18 protein-coding genes and 1 pseudogene are annotated in these 22,527 nt (G+C 62.4%); 10 read left to right on the forward strand and 9 right to left on the reverse strand.

Annotated elements, in window-relative coordinates; all coding sequences use genetic code 11:
- Positions 1-208: 208 nt before the first annotated feature.
- The 4 genes from gyrA to AC630_RS22425 all read right to left on the reverse strand — a co-directional run bounded on the left by gyrA (position 209) and on the right by AC630_RS22425 (position 4,623).
- On the reverse strand, positions 209-2,941 hold the full coding sequence (gene gyrA, locus AC630_RS22410; protein ID WP_074120624.1) for a DNA gyrase subunit A: 2,733 nt from the start codon (positions 2,939-2,941) through the stop codon (positions 209-211).
- Between the two features lie 169 nt (positions 2,942-3,110).
- Entirely contained in the window at positions 3,111-3,509 is a 399-nt protein-coding gene (locus tag AC630_RS22415) for a DUF2306 domain-containing protein (protein WP_074120625.1), read from the reverse strand.
- Between the two features lie 324 nt (positions 3,510-3,833).
- Positions 3,834-4,037 carry a GDCCVxC domain-containing (seleno)protein gene (locus tag AC630_RS47165; protein ID WP_074120626.1) on the reverse strand — a complete coding sequence of 68 codons (204 nt, stop codon included), beginning with the start codon at positions 4,035-4,037 and terminating at the stop codon, positions 3,834-3,836.
- Positions 4,038-4,125: 88 nt separating this feature from the next.
- Positions 4,126-4,623, reverse strand: coding sequence for a single-stranded DNA-binding protein (locus tag AC630_RS22425; protein WP_074120627.1), 498 nt, complete (start codon positions 4,621-4,623; stop codon positions 4,126-4,128).
- Between the two features lie 452 nt (positions 4,624-5,075).
- Between AC630_RS22425 and AC630_RS22435 the strand changes: the two genes are divergently transcribed.
- The 6 genes and pseudogenes from AC630_RS22435 to AC630_RS22465 all read left to right on the forward strand — a co-directional run bounded on the left by AC630_RS22435 (position 5,076) and on the right by AC630_RS22465 (position 15,224).
- Positions 5,076-5,849, forward strand: coding sequence for an outer membrane protein (locus AC630_RS22435; RefSeq protein WP_074120629.1), 774 nt, complete (start codon positions 5,076-5,078; stop codon positions 5,847-5,849).
- Positions 5,850-6,086: 237 nt separating this feature from the next.
- The gene (locus AC630_RS22440) at positions 6,087-6,755 is read left to right on the forward strand and encodes an outer membrane protein (RefSeq protein ID WP_074120630.1); all 669 of its coding nucleotides are present in this window, start codon (positions 6,087-6,089) and stop codon (positions 6,753-6,755) included.
- Positions 6,756-7,076: 321 nt separating this feature from the next.
- A complete protein-coding gene (gene uvrA, locus AC630_RS22445) occupies positions 7,077-10,058 on the forward strand; it encodes an excinuclease ABC subunit UvrA (protein ID WP_074120631.1) in 2,982 nt (993 codons plus the stop codon).
- A gap of 108 nt (positions 10,059-10,166) precedes the next feature.
- Complete coding sequence (locus AC630_RS22450; protein WP_083636349.1) at positions 10,167-11,561, forward strand: RNA/DNA-binding domain-containing protein; 1,395 nt, start codon at positions 10,167-10,169, stop codon at positions 11,559-11,561.
- A 45-nt stretch (positions 11,562-11,606) separates the two neighbouring features.
- Positions 11,607-12,263: an HAD family hydrolase gene (locus AC630_RS22455; RefSeq protein ID WP_074120671.1), complete on the forward strand. Its 657-nt coding sequence runs from the start codon at positions 11,607-11,609 to the stop codon at positions 12,261-12,263.
- An 890-nt stretch (positions 12,264-13,153) separates the two neighbouring features.
- A pseudogene (locus AC630_RS22465) lies at positions 13,154-15,224 on the forward strand (DUF1217 domain-containing protein).
- Positions 15,225-15,621: 397 nt separating this feature from the next.
- Here AC630_RS22465 and AC630_RS22470 read toward each other — a convergent pair.
- The 3 genes from AC630_RS22470 to AC630_RS22480 form a co-directional block, all read right to left on the reverse strand.
- Complete coding sequence (locus tag AC630_RS22470) at positions 15,622-16,419, reverse strand: AAA family ATPase (RefSeq protein ID WP_074120632.1); 798 nt, start codon at positions 16,417-16,419, stop codon at positions 15,622-15,624.
- Between the two features lie 106 nt (positions 16,420-16,525).
- Positions 16,526-17,386, reverse strand: a complete 861-nt coding sequence (locus AC630_RS22475; protein WP_074120633.1) for a PCC domain-containing protein — start codon at positions 17,384-17,386, stop codon at positions 16,526-16,528.
- Positions 17,387-17,395: 9 nt separating this feature from the next.
- The gene (locus AC630_RS22480) at positions 17,396-19,003 is read right to left on the reverse strand and encodes an acyl-CoA synthetase (protein WP_074120634.1); all 1,608 of its coding nucleotides are present in this window, start codon (positions 19,001-19,003) and stop codon (positions 17,396-17,398) included.
- 178 nt (positions 19,004-19,181) lie between these two features.
- Between AC630_RS22480 and AC630_RS45550 the strand changes: the two genes are divergently transcribed.
- The 3 genes from AC630_RS45550 (at position 19,182) to AC630_RS22495 (ending at position 20,444) form a co-directional block, all read left to right on the forward strand.
- Positions 19,182-19,550, forward strand: coding sequence for a hypothetical protein (locus tag AC630_RS45550; protein WP_074120635.1), 369 nt, complete (start codon positions 19,182-19,184; stop codon positions 19,548-19,550).
- A 91-nt stretch (positions 19,551-19,641) separates the two neighbouring features.
- Entirely contained in the window at positions 19,642-20,157 is a 516-nt protein-coding gene (locus AC630_RS22490; RefSeq protein WP_074120636.1) for a DUF3828 domain-containing protein, read from the forward strand.
- 11 nt (positions 20,158-20,168) lie between these two features.
- Positions 20,169-20,444, forward strand: a complete 276-nt coding sequence (locus AC630_RS22495; protein ID WP_074120637.1) for a GNAT family N-acetyltransferase — start codon at positions 20,169-20,171, stop codon at positions 20,442-20,444.
- 93 nt (positions 20,445-20,537) lie between these two features.
- On the opposite strand, the gene AC630_RS22500 is transcribed toward AC630_RS22495, so the two are convergent.
- Positions 20,538-21,473, reverse strand: coding sequence for a tetratricopeptide repeat protein (locus AC630_RS22500; protein ID WP_074120638.1), 936 nt, complete (start codon positions 21,471-21,473; stop codon positions 20,538-20,540).
- Positions 21,474-21,577: 104 nt separating this feature from the next.
- On the opposite strand from AC630_RS22500, the gene AC630_RS22505 reads away from it, so the two are divergent.
- Positions 21,578-21,853, forward strand: coding sequence for a GNAT family N-acetyltransferase (locus AC630_RS22505; RefSeq protein WP_074120639.1), 276 nt, complete (start codon positions 21,578-21,580; stop codon positions 21,851-21,853).
- 57 nt (positions 21,854-21,910) lie between these two features.
- Here the strand turns inward: AC630_RS22505 and AC630_RS22510 are convergent, their stop codons facing one another.
- A complete protein-coding gene (locus AC630_RS22510; protein WP_074120640.1) occupies positions 21,911-22,324 on the reverse strand; it encodes a DUF3597 domain-containing protein in 414 nt (137 codons plus the stop codon).
- Between the last annotated feature and the right edge of the window lie 203 nt (positions 22,325-22,527).

Below are 22,527 nucleotides of genomic sequence, written 5' to 3' on the forward strand. Positions count from 1 at the left end.
CTCCTCTCCAGAACCCCATCAGGCGACGGCCACCGCGCCGATCCCGTACAGAAGCAGGTTCCCGGCGAGTGGATGACGCAAAAAGGGATTGACTAACTCAGGCCCGTTACAGAAGCCCGGATGGAGCGCAAGCGTAATCCGGGTTTCTTGCCGAGCATCCAGAGTCCCGGATTTCGCTTCGCGAAATCCGGGCTACGGGTGCGACAGATTACTCCCCATTCGCTCCGTTCCCGCTCTCGGCCTCTTCCGTGATGTGCTCGACCGAGACGACGTGCTCGTCCTCGGCGGTGTCGAACACGATCACGCCCTGGGTCGAGCGGCCGGCGACGCGGATACCCTCGACCGGGCAGCGGATCAGCTGGCCCTTGTCGGTGACCAGCATGATCTGGTCGGCGTCTTCCACCGGGAATGAGGCCACCAGATTGCCGTTGCGGTTGTTGACGCTCATGGCGACGATGCCTTTGCCGCCGCGGCCCGTGGTGCGGTACTCGTAGGACGAGGTCCGCTTGCCGTAGCCGTTGACGGAGACGGTGAGCACGACCTGCTCCTGCGCCGACATCTCGACATAGCGCTCCTGCGCGAGCTGGAAGCTGCCGGAGGTCTCCTCGGCCTCGGCATCCACGGCCGCCTCGTCAGCCGCGGCTTCGCCGGCCACCGCGCGGCGCATCTTCAGGTACGCCGAGCGTTCGTCCGAGGTGGTCTCGACGTGGCGCAGGATCGCCAGCGAAATCACCTTGTCGCCCTCGCCAAGCGCAATGCCGCGCACACCCATCGAGGTACGCCCGGTGAACACGCGCACATCGGTGACGGGGAAGCGGATGCACTGACCGCCGGCGCCGGTCAGCAGCACGTCGTCGCGTTCGGTGCAGATTTGCACGTCGACGATCGATTCATTGTCGTCGAGCTTCATCGCAATGATGCCGGAGCGGCGGACGTCGACGAAGTCGGACAGCTTGTTGCGCCGGACGTTGCCGCCCGTGGTCGCGAACATCACGTCGAGCTGGCCCCAGGTCGATTCGTCCTCCGGCAGCGGCATGATGGTGGTGATGCGCTCACCCTGCTCCAGCGGCAGGATGTTGATCAGCGCCTTGCCGCGCGCGTTCGGCGCGGCCATCGGCAGGCGCCAGACCTTCTCCTTGTAGACCTGGCCGCGCGAGGAGAAGAACAGCACCGGCGTGTGCGTGGAGGCGACGAACAGCCGGCTGACGAAATCCTCGTCGCGCGTCTGCATGCCGGAGCGGCCCTTACCGCCGCGGCGCTGCGCCCGGTAGGCCGACAGCGGCACGCGCTTGACGTAGCCGGCGTGGGAGACGGTGACGACCATGTCCTCGCGCTGGATCAGGTCCTCGTCCTCGACCTCGCCTTCCTGCTCCATGATCACGGTGCGGCGCGGGGTGGCGAATTCCGCCTTCACCTCGGCAAGCTCGGTCTTGATGATGCCCAGCACGCGGTCGCGCGAGCGCAGGATGTCGAGATAATCGGCGATCTCGCCGGCGAGCTTGTCGAGCTCGTCGCGGATCTCGTCACGGCCGAGCGCGGTGAGGCGCTGCAAGCGCAGGTCGAGAATGGCCCTCGCCTGTTCCAGCGACAGCCGGATCGTGCCGTCCTCGCTGATGCGGTGGCGCGGGTCGTCGATCAACGCGAGCATGTCCTCCACATCCCGGGCCGGCCAGTCGCGCGACATCAGGGTGTCGCGGGCAGTGGTCGGGTCGGGCGAGGTCCGGATCACGCGGATCATCTCGTCGATATTGGCGACCGCGATCGCCAGACCAACCAGGATATGGGCGCGATCGCGCGCCTTGGCGAGCAGGAACTTGGTACGCCGCGTGACGACCCGCTCACGGAAGTCGACGAAGATGGCCAGCAGGTCCTTCAGATGCATGATCCGCGGACGGCCGCTGTCGAGCGCCACCATGTTGACGCCGAAGCTCGTCTGCAGCGGCGTGAATCTGTACAGCTGATTCAGCACTACATCCGGCACGGCGTCGCGTTTCAATTCGATAACGACACGGTAGCCTTCGCGGTCCGATTCATCGCGCAGGTCACCGATGCCCTCGATCTTCTTTTCCTTGACCAGCTCGGCGATGCGCTCGACCATCGTCGCCTTGTTCACCTGGTAGGGGATCTCGGTGATGATGAGCGCCTCGCGCTCCTTGCGGATGGTCTCGATCGCGACCTTGCCGCGCATGACGATCGAGCCGCGGCCGAGGTGATAGGCGGCTCGGATGCCCTGCCGTCCGAGAATGACGCCGCCGGTCGGGAAATCCGGTCCCGGCACGATGTTGTTGAGCTCGTCGATGGTGAGCGCAGGGTTGTCGATCAACGCGACGCAGGCGTCGATGACCTCGCCGAGATTGTGCGGCGGGATGTTGGTCGCCATACCGACCGCGATGCCGCCCGCACCGTTGACGAGAAGGTTCGGGAACTTGGCCGGCAAGACCGAGGGTTCGGTCTCGTTGTTGTCGTAGTTCGGCTGGAAGTCGACCGTGTCCTTGTCGATATCGGCCAGCAGAGCCAGCGCCGCCTTCGTCAGCCGCGCTTCGGTATACCGATAGGCGGCCGGGGGATCGCCGTCGACCGAGCCGAAATTGCCCTGGCCGTCGATGAGCGGCACGCGCATGGAGAAGTCCTGCGCCATCCGAACCATGGCGTCGTAGATCGACTGGTCGCCATGGGGATGATATTTACCGATCACGTCACCGACCACGCGCGCCGACTTGACGTACTTCTTGTCAGGCGTGTGCCCCTGCTCGTTCATCGAGTACAGGATGCGGCGATGCACCGGCTTCAACCCGTCGCGCGCATCGGGCAGCGCACGCGCCACGATCACGCTCATGGCGTAATCGAGGTAAGACTTCTTCATCTCCTCGTAGATGGAAACGGGGCGAATGTCCGAGGGTTGCGCCGGCTGGTCGCCGGGCTTGTTGTCGTCGTCAGCCAAGGGGAAATCCGGTGAGGTTTTATCTGGGAATCATATAGCGCATCGGGGCCCTGATAACCACCCTTGCAAGGGTCCCCAGAGGCGCTTTTTCCGACTGTTTTTCCAGAGACTTACGCTCCTCCCGCCACCACCGGAAGCACGCTCGAAACAGCTTGCTGCAAACCGCCCGTCAGACCCCGAAAATCACCCGGTGCATGATCCGCCCAGGCACCAGCGTGAACAGCCCCGCCACCACCAACGCGCCGGTGAACAGCAGGATCATCATGCGCCGGTGATCGGCCACGCGATGGGTGTGCGCCCGCCACACAGCAAACGGCAGCACCACCAGCGTGAAAATCGACAACAGGTGGATCGGACTGAACGGCCCAACCAGGCGGATGGCGTGGATCCAGAACGAGGATGCGGCCACCACAGTCATCAGCACCACCCAGATCCACCCGATCGTCCGATGGGGCAGCGTGCCCTTGGGCGCCGCGAACTGCACCAGACCAAGCGCAAAGGCGGTCATCGCCGCGAAGGCGTGCAGCGGAATGGCCGGGGCAGCCTCGAGCAGCGGCGAGAGGCTCATGAGGAGCGTCCTCCGGGTCAGCCGGAGCCTCCCATGTGAATAGAATTAACATTAAGTTAATACCATTCACATCGCACGTCGTCAAACGCTCGTGCGGGCACGAGGCAAGCACGGGAAAGCCGAGCTTTGCCCGCCAATTGGCAAGAAATCCTGTTGTCTTACGCGACCAAGCCAATCCGACGGACGAGCGCCCTCCGAGCCGGCCCTATGAACGGTAAGGACCAGAAGACTGTTCAGTCGCTGACTTCGCCCTGGAATCCGCCGAGGCGCCGTGCGCTTTGTCCCGTCAGTGTTTCTGCCCCCCGTTCAGCGCACAGGACGGCCTTACCCGCAACAATCGCTCGTCTGCTGTACCGGCGGACACGGCACCGTGCCGTAGGAGCAGAACACGCAGCAATCCCCGGCCTTGGGCTTGAGCCGGACTCCGCACCCGGCACAATCGTAGAAGAACTGGCAAGCATCGGTCGGCATGGTCTCAGTCGCTCGGTGCCCGCAGCATGGACAGGTCAGGGTCGATTGAAGCTGCATCAGCGCGATGTCCCGATTATTTTGGAAAGCGGACGCGCAGCTACCGAGCCAATGAATGCCGTCGCGGCCGCTTCAGGCGCTCCCCGATTTAGAACGGAATATCGTCGTCCATGTCGTTGTTGCGGCCACCGCCGCCGGCGGCAACGGGACGGCGCGGTGCGCTGCCGACGGGACCTGAGGAGCCGAAATCGCCGCCCGACTCGTCGCCGAAGCTGCCACCTCCCCCGCCACCGCCACGGCCGTCGAGCATCGTCAGCGTGGAGTTGAAGCCCTGGAGCACGACCTCGGTGGAGTACTTCTCCGCGCCGCTCTGGTCGGTCCATTTGCGGGTCTGCAGCGCACCCTCGATGTAAACCTTGGCGCCCTTCTTCAGGTACTGTTCGGCGACCTTGCAGAGCCCTTCATTGAAGATCACGACGCGATGCCACTCGGTCTTTTCCTTGCGCTCGCCGGTGGCCTTGTCGCGCCACGTCTCCGAGGTGGCGATGGAAAGGTTGGCGATCGGCCGCCCGTCCTGGGTGCGGCGGATTTCAGGATCCTTGCCGAGATTTCCAACCAGAATGACCTTGTTGACGCTTCCCGCCATCGCCGCTCTCCACTCCAAATGCCACTGAATTTCAAAGGGCCGAGCCCGCTCTCCGCGATGCTCTGCGACCTGTGCTGAGGCGACCCTATACGCTTGCGCGCACCGATCAGCCCATTGCCCCACAGGTTATCCCCACATATAGCACCGCCCAGCGGAGTGTTCCAGATTTGTTCTCATTAAGGAAGCCCCCGAAAATGGGAACCTGAGACCGTCCAATCTGCAACAAAATGCGGAACCCGAATGGAACTTTTTTGGGTTCCCGCAAACGAGAGAAACCGCTTAACATTCATCAAGTTACGCGCACTTCAATCGGCTCGTGACTGTTGCATTTGGGCGACGGACTCTACCCCCAGCTTAGGCTACGATCGCCTCGGAATTGAGTTCATATGGGCGTCGCGCCTGATCAGCCGCTTCGGGGACCTCAAGAAGCGGACGAAACTGGGGAGACTGCAATGAATAAGATTTTGTTTGGTGCAATCGGGGCCGCGGCGTTGATCCTGTCGGCTCCCGCAAGCGCGGCGGATCTCGCTGCGCGTCCCTATACCAAGGCTCCGCCACCGGTGGTCGCCACCATCTACGACTGGAGCGGCTTCTACATCGGCATCAACGGTGGCGGCGGCTCCATGCACTCGTGCTGGGACTTCATTGACCCCGTGACGGGCTTTGCGACGCGCGAAGGCTGCCACAACGCGACCGGCGGCACCGTCGGTGGTCAGATCGGCTATCGCTGGCAGTCGAGTCAGTGGGTGTTCGGCGTCGAAGGCCAGGGCAACTGGGCCGACTTCTCGGGCGACTTTGTCAGCTCGTTTGTTATCAACCCCCTCAACGGTGCGCTTGTCACCAACCGTTCGCGCATGGATGCGTTTGGCCTGATCACTGGCCAAGTCGGCTACGCCTGGAACAACGTTCTGTTCTACGTGAAGGGCGGCGCTGCTGTGGTCAACACCAAATTCGACGTCTTCGACACTCCGACTGGCATCCTGCTCTCCTCGGCCGCCAGCAGCACCCGTTGGGGCGGTACGGTTGGTGCCGGTCTGGAAGTCGGCTTTGCTCCGAACTGGTCGGTCGGCGTTGAGTACGACCACATCTTCCTCGGTAACCGGAACCGCGACTTCTTCACGCCCGCCGGTGTCTTTGACGGCACCGATCGCATCAGCCAAAATGTCGACATGGGGCTTGTCCGCGTGAACTATCGCTGGGGTGGCCCGGCGATCGCGAAGTACTAATATCTCTCTGATATTGTTTGGAGATCAAAGGCCGGCCTCGCGCCGGCCTTTTTGCTAGGCGCGGCACCCTGCGACAATCTGTCAGCAATTGTGACGTTTTGCGACTGTTGTGGCTTTTGAGAGACACAACTTGCGGCTTTGCTGGTGTAAGCACGACATCAGTTGGACCACAGCGTCCGCTGCCCTTCCGACGCACGGAAGGCAAAAATAGAAACTGGGACTGGGATTAAGTTGAAAATGAAGAAGGTTTTGTTGGCTTCGGCCTGTTTGTTCGCCCTCACCGGCGCCGCTTCGGCTGCCGATCTGGCGGCTCGCCCCTACACCAAGGCTCCGGTGGCTGTCGCCTCGGTCTACAACTGGACCGGCTTCTACCTGGGTATCGTCGGCGGCGGCGCTTGGCAGAGCGACTCCGATATCAAGATGAAGGGCGGCTTCGTCGGCGGCACCGCCGGCTACAACTGGCAGACCGGCAACGTCGTGTTCGGCCTCGAAGCTGATGGCGCCTGGGCTGACGTCAGCGCCTCAGTGAGCGACGGCACCGACTCGCTGACCTCGAAGACCGATGCGATGGGCACCGTGCGCGGCCGCATCGGCTACGCCGTCAACAACGTCCTGTTCTACGGCACCGGCGGCTACGCCTGGATCGACAACAAGGTCACCGTCTCCGAAGCCGGCCTGTCGGTGTCGGACAGCAAGTTCCACTCCGGCTGGACCGTCGGCGCGGGCGTCGAAGCGTTCATCGCGCCGCAGTGGTCGGTCAAGGGCGAGTACCTGTATCGCAGCCTCGGCGGCGAGACGTACTTCTCTGGCGTCGGCGTTCCCGTGAACTCGGGCACGGCCAACTTCCACACCGTGCAGGTCGGCGTGAACTATCACTTCGGGGCCCCGGTGGTCGCGAAGTACTAAGCTTCGCCCCAACGCCAACGCCATCGCGTTACGAAAGGCCGGCCTTGCGCCGGCCTTTTTGTTTTCGCGCGACGGCCTTCAAACGCGCACGAAGGGCCGGCCTCGCGCCGGCCTTTCGCCTGTTCCGGATGAGCCGCTACTGCCAGTTGCCGCCAGCGCGCCAACAATCCGTTGACGATTCGCAAGTCGCACTGGAAATCCGTCCTCGTTCTTCCTACGTTCGCGGACATACCCAACGGCGCCGATCCCGGTTCCGGGCGATGCGCGCCTTCAACACTGGCGCGATCGCGCGCCGTTGGGATTTCCTTGAGGACCACCGGGATGGATGAAGTGATCAAGGCGAAGCGCCAACAGCAGAACGCGGGCTCGAGCCTGCGCGCAATTACGATCCGTGGCGCGCGCGAGCACAACCTCAAGAACGTCGACGTCGAGATTCCCCGCGACAAGCTCGTGGTGTTCACCGGCCTCTCCGGCTCCGGCAAATCCTCGCTCGCCTTCGATACCATCTACGCCGAGGGCCAGCGCCGCTACGTTGAATCGCTGTCGGCCTATGCGCGCCAGTTCCTCGAGATGATGCAGAAGCCGGATGTCGACCAGATCGACGGCCTCTCGCCGGCAATCTCGATCGAGCAGAAGACAACGTCGAAGAATCCGCGTTCCACCGTCGGCACGGTGACCGAGATCTACGATTACATGCGCCTGCTCTGGGCGCGCGTGGGCGTGCCCTATTCGCCGGCCACGGGCCTGCCGATCGAGAGCCAGACCGTCTCGCAGATGGTCGACCGCGTGCTGGCGTTGCCCGAAGGCACGCGCCTCTATCTGCTCGCTCCGGTCGTGCGCGGCCGCAAGGGCGAGTACAGGAAAGAGCTCGCCGAGTGGCTCAAGAAGGGCTTTCAGCGCGTCAAGATCGACGGCACCTTCTACGAGCTCGCGGAAGCCCCGAGCCTGGACAAGAAATTCCCGCACGATATCGACGTCGTCGTCGACCGCATCGTGGTGCGCGCCGATATCGGCCAGCGCCTCGCCGAAAGCTTTGAGACCGCGCTGAAGCTCGCCGAGGGCCTCGCGGTCATCGAGTTCGCCGACGCACCGGCGGCGGCACCTGCTGAAGAGAAAGAGAAAAAGAGGACCGCAAAAATCCACGACAAGAGCGGGCCCGAGCGCATCCTGTTCTCGGAAAAGTTCGCCTGCCCGGTCTCCGGCTTCACCATTCCCGAGATCGAGCCCAGACTCTTTTCCTTCAACAATCCCTATGGCGCCTGCCCGGCCTGCGGTGGCCTCGGCGTCGAGCAGCATGTCGACGAGGATCTCGTCATCCCCGAGAAGGATCTGACGCTGCGAAAGGGCGCGATCGCGCCCTGGGCCAAGTCGTCATCGCCCTATTACACGCAGACGCTGACCGCGCTCGGCAAGCACTACAAGTTCACGCTCGACACCAAGTGGAAGGATCTGGCCAAGAAGACGCAGAACGCGATCCTCTACGGCTCCGGCGACGACGAGATCAAGTTCTCCTACGAGGACGGCGTCCGCTCCTACGACACCAAGAAGCCGTTCGAGGGCGTCATCACCAACATCAATCGCCGCTATCGCGAGACCGAGAGCGAGTGGGCGCGCGAGGAGCTGGCGAAGTACTTCCACGACGTGCCCTGCGAGGGCTGCAAGGGTTTTCGGCTCAAGCCCGAGGCGCTCTGCGTCAAGATCGGCGGCAAGCATATCGGCGAGATCTCGGAACTCTCGGTCAAGAAGGCCGGCGAATGGTTCGAGGGCGTGCCCGAGGCGCTGAACGCGCAGCAGAACGAGATCGCGGGCCGCATCCTCAAGGAGATCCGCGAGCGCCTCACCTTCCTGCTCGACGTCGGCCTCAACTATCTCACCCTCTCCCGCGCCTCCGGCACGCTGTCCGGCGGCGAGAGCCAGCGCATCCGCCTCGCCTCGCAGATCGGCTCAGGGCTGACCGGCGTGCTCTACGTCCTGGACGAGCCGTCGATCGGCCTGCACCAGCGCGACAACGCCCGCCTGCTCGATACGCTCAAGCGCCTGCGCGACCTCGGCAACACCGTGATCGTGGTCGAGCATGACGAGGACGCCATTCTCCTCGCCGACTACGTCCTCGACATCGGCCCCGGCGCCGGCATGCACGGCGGCAACATCGTTGCCGAAGGCACGCCGGCCGAGATCATGCGCAACCCGAAATCGCTGACCGGCAAATATCTCACCGGCGAGCTCGAGGTCGAGGTGCCGGAGCGGCGTCCGCCGAACCACCGTCGCACCATCAAGGTGGTGAACGCGCGCGGCAATAACCTCAAGAACGTCACGGCCGAGATCCCGCTCGGCCTGTTCACCTGCGTCACCGGCGTCTCCGGCGGCGGCAAGTCGACGCTGCTGATCGACACGCTCTACCGCGCCATCGCCCGCAAGCTGAACAATGCCAGCGAAGGCGCCGCCCCGCACGACCGCATCGAGGGCTTAGAGCACATCGACAAGATCATCGACATCGACCAGTCCCCGATCGGCCGCACGCCACGTTCGAACCCCGCGACCTATACCGGCGCCTTCACCCCGATCCGCGAATGGTTCGCCGGGCTCCCCGAAGCCAAGGCGCGCGGTTACGAACCCGGCCGCTTCTCCTTCAACGTCAAGGGCGGCCGCTGCGAGGCCTGCCAGGGCGACGGCGTCATCAAGATCGAGATGCACTTCTTGCCCGACGTCTACGTCACCTGCGACGTCTGCAAGGGCAAGCGCTACAATCGCGAGACGCTGGAAGTCCTGTTCAAGGGCAAGAGCATCGCCGACGTGCTCGACATGACCGTGGAGGAGGCCGCCGAGTTCTTCAAGGCGGTGCCGCGCGTGCGCGAGACCTTCCAGACCCTGCACCGCGTCGGCCTCGATTATATCCACGTCGGCCAGCAGGCCACTACGCTCTCCGGCGGCGAAGCACAGCGCGTCAAGCTGGCGAAAGAGCTGTCCAAGCGGGCCACCGGCCGCACGCTCTATATCCTGGACGAGCCGACCACCGGCCTGCACTTCCACGACGTCAAGAAGCTGCTGGAGGTGCTGCACGAGCTGGTCGCGCAAGGAAACACGGTCGTCGTCATCGAGCACAATCTCGAAGTCATCAAGACCGCCGACTGGGTCATCGACCTCGGCCCCGAAGGCGGCGACGGCGGCGGCGAGATCGTCGCCTGGGGCCCGCCGGAAGACATCGCCAAGGCGCCACGGAGCTACACGGGGAAGTTTTTGGAGCCGGTGCTGAAGAAGGCGCGGAAGCCGAAGCGCAGGAGCACGAGCGAGGCGGCGGAGTAGATAACCGGAGCCCCCGATACGGTGAGCGCCCTTTCTTCTTGAAGTTGTAGCGCTGGTCGTTACTCTTTCAGCTCAGCCATGACAGCGCGAGCTGAGGAGTGAGGACTCTTGACGATCGATGTAACGACGGTATCCGATGCTCAATTCGCTGATCTGCTGACTCGCGGCGAGAGCCACTTCTTAGACTTCAAAGCAAAGGAAGTGTCACCGGCGAAGCTCACTAAGTCGCTTTCTGCCTTCGCCAACGCTGATGGTGGTGAGCTCTTCATAGGAGTGCTAAATAGTGGATCATCTATCAAGCGCTGGTCAGGTTTTGTAGACGCTGAGGCCGCAAACGGCCACATCCAGGCATTCGAAGAGTTTTTCCCGCTTGGAAGCTATTTCAAGTACCAATTTCTGAAGTCTGACCGCTATCCCGGGTTGTTGCTCCACTGCGAAATTTTGAAAACTCCCGATATCCGTTCGGCAAGCGATAGCACCTTCTATTTGAGGCGCGGAGCGCAAAATCTGCCTCAAACGCGTGAAGATCAAATATCAAGACTCAAGTTCAACAAGGGCATCACCTCTTACGAAGATCACGTCGTCAAAATTGATTCTGGCGAGGTCACCAACTCCAAGCCGATACTCGAATTCATGCTTGCGAACATTCCGACGGCAGAGCCTCTGCCGTGGCTCAAGAAACAGCAACTCATTGATGAAGACAGACCGACCGTAGCCGCCGTGCTCCTCTATGCCGAGGAGCCTCAAGCTGCTCTGCCAAAGGCGGGGATAAAGATCTACCGTTATCAAACCTCGGGTATGGGAACACGTGATACGTTGGTTGGAAATCCCGCTAGCATCGAAGGACATGCTTACGCGTTGATCGCAAAAGCAGTGCAGGCAACCGTTGATATTGTGGAAAAGGTTTCGGTAGTTGGAACGACTGGATTGGAAAACGTGTCTTATCCACGCGAATCTATCCACGAAATCATCACGAATGCCGTGCTCCATCGAGACTACAGCTTAAATGATGACATCCATATCCGCATCTACGACAACCGCATCGAGGTTCAGAGTCCGGGCGTGTTGCCAGCACACGTCACTGTTGAGAATATTCTGGAAGAGCGCTTCGCTCGAAATCAGAGGATCGTACGCCTAATTAACAAGTATGAAGATCCCCCAAACAAGGATGTCGGTGAAGGTCTGAATACCGCCTTCGAAGCGATGCGAAAGTTAAAGTTTCGGGACCCGGTGATTGAACAGTTAGATGGCAGTGTGAAAGTTACACTTCGTCATGAGAAGCTAGCTTCACCGGAAGAGATGATCTGCGAATATTTGAGAGTGCATCCAGAAATCAACAACGCGAAGGCGCGGGAAATTACCTTTATCGGGTCAGAAAACTCAGTAAAGCGAATATTCAATAAGATGATGAAGAGTAAGATTATCGAACGAATTCCCGATCGAGCTCAAGCAAAAACGGGTTACAGGAGAGGCCCGAACTTTCCAAGCAAGGCGACGAAGTAACACCCGAGCAATTGGGCACGCTCGACAACTCCCGTACCCGCAATGTTGCCCCACTCCCTCGCCATCTTCGATCTCGACGGCACGTTGGCCGACAGCTTTCCGTGGTTCCTGCGCACCATCAACGATGTCGCGGATCGCTTCGGCTTTCGCCGTGTCGCGGATGAGGATGTCGAGGGACTGCGACATGCCTCGACGCGCGAGATCCTCGCCCGCCTCGAGGTGCCGCTCTGGAAGCTGCCGGCGATCGCGCGGCATGCGCGGCGACTGAAGGCAGAAGCCGCGGCGGAGATTTCGCTGTTTGCGGGCGTCGAGGCGATGCTGCGGACGCTGGCCGGGAATGGCGTGCAGCTCGCGCTGGTGACATCGGACAGCGAAGCCAATGCGCGCGAGAAGCTCGGCGAGGTCGCCGCCCTGTTCTCGCATTTCGACTGCGCGGCATCGGTGTTCGGCAAGCCTGCGAAATTCCGCCGGGTCATCCGGCTTGCCGACGTCGACCCAAACCGCGTGATTTCGATTGGCGACGAGGTCCGCGACATCGAGGCTGCGCGGGCTGTGGGAATCGCCTGCGGTGCCGTGTGCTGGGGCTATGCGGCCCCGGAGGCGCTGCGGGCGCACGGGCCGGACATGGTGTTCGAGCGGATGGAGGATATCGCGCGCGTGTTGTGCCGGCCCGAGACCGTAGGGCGGATTAGCGGAGCGTAATCCGCCATCCCGCCTCGCGCGCAAAAGAGCGGCGGGATACGCTACGCTAACCCGCCCTACGCACCCACAAGCCCTTGCGCCGCCCGGCGGGCAAAACACGCCAGACCCGGGTCAATGCTTCCGGATCAAAACATTTCGCTTTACGCGAATTCGGATTTATCGCATGTTTCGGCCATCCCGACCCGGCCGAGGGGCGCATCGCGATCGTCACGAACGCGGGATGGGACGTGGTGGACGCGGGCGGCGTCGGCGCGAAGGTGGTTGCAGGGCGGGTCACTCCGTGAGCAACGCCCTTCGCGCACACGACCGGTGCAGCCTGCGTACGGCAAAATCGTGTGGTCCTGGCGCCCGGAGCCTGCGCGCCAAGTCGTGCGGTGATCTGCGGCCCGACCGGGTCCGCACATCAGTCATCCGCAAGGCGACGGGGGCAATAGTGCATCGCTCCCCGGGGAGAGCGCGACATAAGCCGTAAAACCACTGCGCAGGGAAGGCCGGGATGTCCAGGCTGCCCTGTATGCCGCTGTGCATCTATTCCAGCGCATTTGCGCACAGCGGACCGCGGGTGCCAGCCGGCGCCCGGCCTTCCCTGCGCCCTCGGCACCTTCGAGGGCGGCAACGGACGCAAAAGCTCGGGCACGACGTGCCGCGGGGAGGTGTAACTGTGCCCGCGATTTTCGAATGCCAGTTAGAAGACGAAGCTTGCGGGGGGCTTGCCGGAAATATCCTGGCGATGCGGCACTTGGACGCTAGTGATACCTAAAGTTGTAACTGAGAATCGCAGTAAAAACTAACCGCCATTCTGTCTGCTGGCATGAGGCCAGTCTCCACCTTGCGACGACCCGGCAATGATTGACGGAAGTCCAGGACCGCCGAGCCGTCAGGAATACCCTATGGTGTCAACGTATTTCAGCTACAGCTACATCGCGCGCAATCTCACGCAATCCCTGACGCGGGTGGCGCAGCAATCGGACGTCGCGCGCGAAGCGGCCTATTACAAAGCCAACATCGGCAAGGTCCACACCGTTGACGATCTGATGAAGGATTACCGCCTGTATCATTACGCAACGAAAGCCTACGGCCTGGAAGACATGGCCTACGCCAAGGCTTTCATGAAGAAGGTGCTCGAGAGCGACCTCTCCGATCCAAAAAGCTTTGTCAACAAGCTGGTCGACAAGCGTTACCGGGAGTTTGCCGCGGCATTTTCCTTCAATGGCGGCGCAACGCCGGTTGCGCAATCGGGCGACCAGACCGATGAGACGATCGGTCTGTACACGGCGACCAAGAAGCGCCAGGTCGATGCGCTTGCCGGCGACTCGGATTACTACAGCGCCCAGATCGGCAACATCAGCACTCCTGACCAGCTCCTGAACAACGACCGTCTTCGCAACTATGTCTATTCGGCATTCGGGATCGACCAAAGCAAGTGGCCGGCTGCTACGATAAGCCAGGTCCTGCGCAGCGATCCATCCGATCCAAACAGCTACGTCAACACCACTTTCGCTTCGCAGTTGAGCGGCCTCAACGCCCAGCTTGCTCAAGCCAAATCGGATGCCAGCGCCGCCAATTCGAACATAGCCAACTACACGGCCCAACTATCGCAACCGGGCGCCAACGTGACCCAGTTGAACGTCCAGATCCTGGTGGAAAAGCATCACCTGGAGTCATATACGAACAGCATCTCCAGCCTCAACGACCAGATAGCGACGATTGGCGGGTTTGTAGACCTGGCCGGCGCGTTCGAATTCTTGCCCGATGGATCACTCCCGTCGGGGGTGTCCGCGCAGACTGCTGCAAACGTCACCATCACGAAACAGCGGTTCGACGCCAGCAAGGCCGCCGTCTACCAAGCTGCAAGCCCGATATACGAAGCTTTGGCGATCAAGCAATTCAGATCGGACCTCCTCAAGATTAATTCAGTCCAGGCGTTTGTATCGACACCGGGCGTGTATGATTTTGCGCTGGGCGCCGTCGGCCTCGATCCCAAAAACGTCTCGCAGGCCACCGTCAAGGCTGTCCTCGAAAGCGACCTCAGCGACCCCAAGAGCTACGTCTATACCCTCAAGGACGATCGATACGTACAGCTCGCACGCGCCTTCAACTTCGACGCAAAAGGCAATCTGACGACCCCCCCTGGTGGCCCAGGACTCGGCTCAAGTCCTCCAGATTGCGAAGGACTACGTCATCGCAGCGATCAAAAACGCAAGCCCTCAGCAGCAGAAGGCAGTTCGGGAACAAGCCCAGAAAGTCGCGACGGCCTATCAGGAAGCAGTCGCAGGAATCGGAAGCGTTACCGATCTGCTTAAAAACAGGAAGATGGTCGACTTCATTCTTGTGGCCAAGGGTTTGGAGCCTAAGAAAGTCAGCGACGAATATCTCGAGAAGATCTTCGGCTCCGATCTGAGCAATCCAAAGAGCTTTGCAAACACGGAGAGCGATCCTCGCTTTGCCGAGATCGCGGCGTCGTTCAATTTCGACAGCAAGGGCAACGTCGCGCGTCTTCCGATGATGGGTGCGCAAAAACGCGACCAATTTCTGGCAACGCAAAAGAACTATCTCCAGCAAAGCCTGGAGCAGCAGCAGGGGGATACGAATCCCGGTGTGCGTCTGGCGTTGTATTTCCAGCGAATGGCGGGACACATCACGTCTGCCTACGACATACTTGCCGACAAGGCTCTTTCGGAGGTGTTCAGAACCACCTTCGATTTGCCTGATCAGATGGCTGCGATGCAGATCGATCAGCAAGCCAAGATCGTGGGAAAATACCTCAATCTCAAAGATCTTTCGGATCCCACGAAAGTTGCAAAGCTGTTGAACCGCTTCTCCGCCATGTATGACGCGAAAAACGCCAGTCAGACTTACTCGCCAGCGCTCGACCTCTTTCAAGGATCGAGCTCGGGGATATCAGGCATAAGTGAATCGACATTCCTGGCCATGGCTAAAGTACGCGCTCGCCCCTGGTGATCGCCAGCCGGGGACGACGTGCCGCGAGGATGTGAAGGCGTGTGATCTAGATTGGAATGCGAAGATGCTCCGCTCTCGTGCCCCGGACGCAGCGCAGCGCCCCTCCGGCGGTGCGCTGCAGAGCCGGGGCCCATGTAACGGTGCTGCCTTACTGTTTCGCCATCTGGGTCCCGGCTCTGCGCAGCAACGCCATAAGCGCGTTCACGCGCGTCTTCGACGCGCTATGCGCATTGCAGGCGCGCCAGCGCGTCCGGGACACGAGAGTGGGACGCTGTTGCTCGGCGCCGTCATTGCGAGCGCAGCGAAGCAATCCAGACTGCGGCCGGGGAGAGAATCTGGATTGCTTCGCTGCGCTCGCAATGACGATGGAGAAAGCCTGCGTCGTCGCGGCCGTCGATCACTCCCCCAGCGTCGCCTCCACGAACCCACGCGGATCTGCGCAAAACTCTCGCATGACCCGGTAATGATCCGTCTGCTCCACCGTTGTCGGCTCAAGGCCGTATTTCCCGAGCCGCAGCAGCTGCGCATTGGGATAGGCCATCAGCAGAGGCGCGTGGGTCGCCATGATCACCTGGCAGTTGCCGGAGAGATCCATGCGATGCAGCAGCTTGAGGAAATCCATCTGCCGCGCCGGCGACAGCGCCGATTCCGGCTCGTCGAAGATGTAGATGCCCTGCTTCTGGCAGCGCTCCTCGAAGAACACCAGAAAGCCCTCGCCATGGGAGAAGGAGAGATAGTCCGGCGCCTGCTGAACGCTCGCGCCAAACACGCCTTCCATGGTTTCTGCGGCACTCACGGCCGAGCGGTCGAGATAACGCGCGACAGAAAAGAACGTCTCGGCACGAAAGAACCAGCCGTCGGTCACCTTCGGCACCCACGCTGCCCGCAAGGTGGACGACAGCTCTTCGCCGGTGATTTCGATTCCACCGCCGTCGATCTCCTGAAAACCCTTGCGCCCGCCAGTGCTGGCAAAGCCGGCCATCCCGGCAATGCCTTCGAGGATGGTCGATTTGCCGGTCCCGTTCTCGCCGACGATGATCGTGACCGCGGCGTCGAAGCTGTGATCGAACTCGTCCCTGAACACGGGAAGACAGAACGGATAAGCCTCCCAGTCCTCGACCCGCGCGCGATCGAGCCAGACGCGCCTGAGATAAGGCGCACGCAATGTGGTCTGACGGCGTCGTGTCCGGCTCATGTTCCTGCCCCCGCTCCGTCCCAACCGAAATTCGCTATGGAACATATCAGGAACATAAATCGCATGGAAGTGGCTTCTGCGGGACGCCGCAAGCTTCGGTCGTGCCCTAGCCCAAGACCTCCAGCACCAGCTCCATGGTCATCAGCACGGGATTGTCGCCGCGGATCAGTTGGCCCTCGGCGATGCCACCGGTGTAGTCGATCAGGGCGACGTCGAGCACCGCTTCGGGCGCGCCGGAGGGACCGGGCGCGATCGTACCGGCCGTTATCGCCAACTCGGTCGCGAACGGTTCGGTCACGCCACCATGGGTGAAGCGCGCGCCGATCGTCGAGCCGACGCCGCCGTGGAGCTTTGCGTGGGCAATGCCGTGCACGCAGCAGAACTCCTCGAGGCAGCCGGCAAAATCCTGATTGGGACGCAGTCGCAGCGCAAAGGCGCGGCTCGTGGTTCGCGCGCCGGTCGCTGCGGACGCGACCGGCCCGAACAGCTTGAAATTCGTCTCGGGATCAGGCTCGGCGGTGAACATCGCGCCATCGATACCAAAGGCCTCGACCTCGAACGGCTCAGCAACGATCGTCTCGTCCGGCAGCATGTGCCCGCCACTGGCGCGGCCGTCGGCTTCGGTCCAAAGCCCGTGGCAATGAAAGACCGGCGCGCCGTCGCGCATGCCAAGCGTCATGCGGCCGAGCTTCGTACGCGTCACGCCCTTGGGCCGGAACGTGTCGCTATAGAACGCTGCGTTCTCGCCCGTCTTCGACAGCGCCGGCATGACATAGCCGAACGGCCCAAGCGCGCCGCTGCCAAAATTCAGCACGCCACCGGCAAAGCCCTCCGCCGCAAAGCCGCGACGCGCGGCTTCGAGCAGCGGCAGACCCGCTTCAAGCGTGAACGAGAAGGCGCGTCCCCTCGCCTCCACCCATTGAACGCGCTCGGGATGCGGCGCGCCCGGCTGCTTGATGCTGCGCATGACCTTCGCTCAGCCCGCCTGCTTCTTGTCGAGATCGAGCAGCCCGCGCGCCTCGAGCTCATCGCGCACCAGGCGCTTTGGAATTTTACCGTAGCCGGATTTCGGCAGAGCCTCCCAGAAGAAGAAGCGCTTCGGCATCTTGTAGCGCGGCACCTTCGGCGAGAGGAACGCCGCCATCTCCGCTTCGCTCACGGGCTTCTCGCCTTCGCGCGCGACGCAGACGGCGACGCCAACCTCGCCCCAGGTCGCATCCGGCACGCCGAGGACGGCGACCTCGCCGACCGCGGGATGCGTCAAAATCTTCTCCTCGATCTCGCGCGGATAGATGTTGGAGCCGCCGGAGATGTACATGTCGGAGGCACGTCCCGTGATGTAGACGAACCCCTCCTCGTCCATGTGGCCGAGATCGCCGGTGCGGAACCAGCCGTTGCGAAACGCCTTCGCATTGGCTTCAGGGTTGTCGTAGTAGCCGGCGAGCACCGCAGGCCCGATCACGCAGATCTCGCCGCCCTGGTTTGCGGCGAGCTCGCGGCCCTCGTCGTCCTGGATCGAGACCTGCATGCCGGTGCGCTCGAAGCCGCAGGTGCCGATCTTCGCGTGCGGGCCGTCCTCGGGATCATGCAGCGCCGCCGGCAGCACCGTGATGTTGCCGGTGACTTCGCCCAGGCCGAAATACTGCACGATGACCTTGCCGAGCTTCTTCAGCGCGGCCTTCTGATCCTCGCGATACATCGGCGCGCCGGCATAGATCACGTGACGCAACGAGGAGTGATCGTATTTGTCGGCGGCGGGGTGCTCGACCATCATCTTCAGAATCGTCGGCACGGTGAAGAGATTGCTGACGCGATGTGCCTCGATCAGCCGGAACGCCTCATCGATGTCGAACTTCTCGGTCGGCAGCAGCACGGTACGCACACCGCGTGCGGTCTGCACCAGCTGATGCACGCCTGCGCCATGCGACAGCGGTGCCACCACCAGCGACGCATCCCCTTCCGTTACGCCGGGCGTGAGATCGGCGAGATGGTTGGTGACGACAAAGCCCATCTGGCCATGGGTCAGCACCGCGGCCTTGGAGCGGCCGGTAGTGCCGGACGTAAAGAAGAACCAGCAGGGATCGTCGTGCTCGACCGCAACGTTCTCGACCACGTTGCCGGCTCGCGATGCGACGGCATCCGCAACCGACGTCTCGGCGAATGGCGCCCCGCCGTCGATGCTCCAGGTGAATTCCAGCGCGCCGCCCTTCACGGCCGCGGCGTGCTCGGGAAAATCGACATGGCACAGAAACGCCTTCGCGCCGGAGGCTTGCGCGAGATAGGCGACCTCATCCGGCATCAGGCGGAAATTGGTAGGGACCCAGACGGCGCCGAGCCGGAATGCGGCGAACATCGAGAAGAACATCTCGTCGCCATTCTCGGAATGGACGAGGATACGGTCGCCCTTCGTGATGCCGCGCGCGGCGAGCGCCGCGGCCAGTGCCGAGACCTGTGCGTCGATCTCGCGCCAGCTCCAGGATTTGTCACCCCAGACAAAGCCGGGACGCGATCCATGCCGCCGCGCATTCTGGGTCAGCATATGAGCGAGATTCATGACACGGCGGGACATGCGCAGGGGCTGCATCGGGCTTCCTCTTCGATGGCGGACGGCACACCGGCCGCCCGCTCATTGCAGCCCATTTATCGCCATCGTCCGCAGCCTCGCAAGGCCGCTGGCCAGAGCGGAGCCATGCGCATGTTCAAGGAATCTTAAACATGATCGGCGCAACCTCCATTAGTTCTTGCGTACAGAGTGCAGCATCATGGTCAAAGCGCCCGCCTTCCTCCTGTTGTCGCTGGCGCTCGCCGGATGTGCCGTGGCCCCGCAGGCGCATCTTGTGTCCGATCCGGCCTTCAAGCCTGCGCGCTATGCCTGGGACGGTGCCGGCGAGGATCCCAATCAGCCGCGTTCCGCCTCAGGGCCATCGCGTACAACGCGCGCCGCCGCCGCATCCGAGCTCAACAGGTCGCAAGCCGGGCTTCAGCCCTATTCGAAGGAATGGTGGCAGGCCCAGGACGGCATCGAGGCCGAGCAGGACGCCAGGGTCAACCGCTCCCTCGTCATCTGCCAGGGCTGCCTCCGCCAACAGCCACAGCCAGAAGATGCGCGGCTGGCCAAAGCGTCCGATTGAACCGAACGGCCCCTCGATCGGTCTACAGAGATACGCGCCGACGCTGGCCGCTCCGGCTCGGCGTCGCACGCCAGCATCAGAGGGACATTCCATGCTCACCCGTCGGACCTTCGTCGCCGCCTCTCTGCTTGCCTCCGCCTCTCCGGCATTCGCCGTGATGCCTGCTCCAAGCGATCCCGTCGCCATCCTGACCGCGATCTACACCCGCGCGGCCAAGGGCAAGGGCGATGGCGGCGGCGCCTTCGTCATCGAGAACAAGGCGGCCAAGGGCAAATATCTCTCCCAGGCCCTGGTCGCGCTGTGGGCCAAGGCCGATGCGCATACGCCCAAGGGCGATATCGGGCCGGTCGATTTCGATCCTGTCACCAATTCGCAGGACCCCGACGTTAAGTCGTTCAAGGTTGACGCCGAGAAGATGGAGGCCGACAAGGCGACGATCGCGGTGACCATCACCGGCCACCGCAACGACCGCAAACCCGCCGACCAGATCGTGCGTTACGACTTCGTGCGCGAGGCCAACAGCTGGAGGATCGACGATATCAGGGGCTCGTCCGACGGCGAAGCCTGGTCGATCCGCAAGATGCTGACGGACTCGCTGAAGAGCTGACCGGAGACGACATGAGCGACGTCATCGACAACAAGGCCCATCACCGCTTCGAGCTTGAGGTTGAGGGCTACCTTGCGACCGGACACTACAAGCTCGACGGCAACGTCATCACCTTCGTGCATACCGAGGTGCCGAAAGAACTCGGCGGCAAGGGCATCGGCTCGAAGCTGGTGCAGGGCGCGCTCGACCAGGTCCGCGCGGCCGGATTGAAGCTGATCCCGGAGTGCCCGTTCGTGAAGGCGTGGATCGAGAAGCACCCGGACTATCAGGACCTGGTGAAGAAATGAGGATGGTCATTCCGGGGCGATGCGCAGCATCGAACCCGGAATCTCGAGATTCCGGGTTCGGCTCTGCGAGCCGCCCCGGAATGACGGCGACAACTACAACGCCCCGAGCTTCCTCAAAGACTCCTGCGCCATCGGCAAGCCCGGCTTCAACTCCAGCGCCTTCCTGAAATCAGAGATCGCGCCCTGCTTGTCGCCGACCCGCAAGCGGGCCTGACCGCGGTTGTTCCAGGAGAACACGTCGGAGGGATCGTATTGCAGCGCCTTGTCGTAGTCGGCGAGGCCACCCTTGTTGTCGCCCTGGTAGAGGCGGATCATGCCGCGATTGCGCCAGCCGCGTGCGTCGGTCGGTGCGATGCGGATCGCCTCGCCATAGTCGGCGGCGGCGCGGTCGAGCTGCTCGCTGTCGCGATAGACGTTGCCGCGATCGATATAGGCGAGCAGGTTCGGCGCGAGCTTGATCCGCATGGTGTAGTCGGCGATGGCATGCACCATGTCGTGCCTGCGATAGTAGACCAGCCCGCGATTGGTATAGGCCGTGGCATAGTTGGGATCGCGCTTGATCGCGGCGTCGAAGTCGGCGAACGCGCCGTCGAGATCGCCCTTGTTGTAGCGGGACTCGCCGCGATTGCTGTAGGCCAGCGCCAGCGATGGATCGAGCTTGATGGCCTCGTCGTAATCGGCGATGGCGCGATCGTAGTCGCGCTTGAAACTATAGACGCGGCCACGATTGTTGTAGGCGCAGGCATAGGCCGGATTGAGCCTGACCGCCTCGTCGAGATCGGACAACGCGGCATCGAGCTCGCGCCTCTCGGTGAGCCCGTGGCCGCGATTGCAATAGGCGCCGGCGAGCCTGTGCCCGCTCTCGCTCTTCGTATCGATCACGGTCGAGCAGGCCTTGACCCGCTCTTCCGGCGTGCTGGTCAGCCCGACGCACGCGTCCCAGGCCGGACCGCCTTCGGCCGAGGCCGGCACTGGCGCGGACGAGGCGAGCGTGGCGAGCAACGCCATGAGACTGAGCGGGACACGCATTTTCCGGATATCTCCCCTGCGGCAACCTCCCTTGGTCGCATCTTGGCAAGGACCGGTTCAGGCGCCTAGATCAGGGAAGAAGCAGCACCTCGGAAGGATCTTGCATGGCGGCATTGGTACGGGACAACAAGGACGGGAGCCGCTTCGAGCTGGACGTCGGGAGCGAGGTCGCCTTCGCCAATTACCGGCTGACGCCGTCGGCCGTGATCATCACCCACACCGAGACCTCGCGCGCGCTCCGCGGCCGCGGCATCGGATCCGAGCTGATCAAGGGCGCGCTGGACTTGATCCGGCGCGACGGCAAGAAGGTGATCGCCGGCTGCGGTTTCGTCGTCGACTATCTCGAGAGGCATCCGGACGATGCTGACCTCGTCGCCTGAATTAAACGCAAAAGGGCCCGCGAGATCGCGGGCCCTGTGCTTCGACCGCGGGATCGGTCAGTGCTTGATTTCCGGCGGCAGCTTGCCGCCATTGGCGGCGAGCTTGGACATCACCTGCTTGTGCAACCAGACATTCATGCTCGCGGAATCATTGGTGTCGCCGCTGTAGCCGAGCTCCTTGGCGAGATCCTTGCGCGCGGCAAGGCTGGAGTCGATGTCGAGCGCCTTCATGAGGTCGACGATCGAGGTCCGCCATTCGAGCTTCTCGCCCTTGTGCGCGGCCACCGCCTTGTCAACTATCGCGGCGACGTCCACCGTTGCGGCGGGCGCCGCAGCGGGAGCTGACGACAGCGTCGATCCGCTCGGCGCGGCCCCTGCGGGCGCGCTGCCCGACGGTGTGTTGCCCGTGGGTGCGGCGGAAGCCGGATGGCCGCCGAAGATCGCGCCCATGATTTTTCCAAAAATGCTCATGTCTATTCCCCGAAAAGGATCCGTTGGAAGCGCCTTGATCGGCACTTATAGACCAACTTTCTGCGTTGCGCCCGCGGAGTTCTGCGAACCAACAAGCAGCATGAGCTTATCTGCGGCGAAATGACGACCGAATGACACATTCGAGGTTGCAATGCGGCATCGAATTTCACCCAAGCGTGAGGGACAGGACTCGGAATTGAGGG

Source organism: Bradyrhizobium sp. AS23.2 (assembly GCF_001908185.1).
Classification (GTDB): domain Bacteria; phylum Pseudomonadota; class Alphaproteobacteria; order Rhizobiales; family Xanthobacteraceae; genus Bradyrhizobium.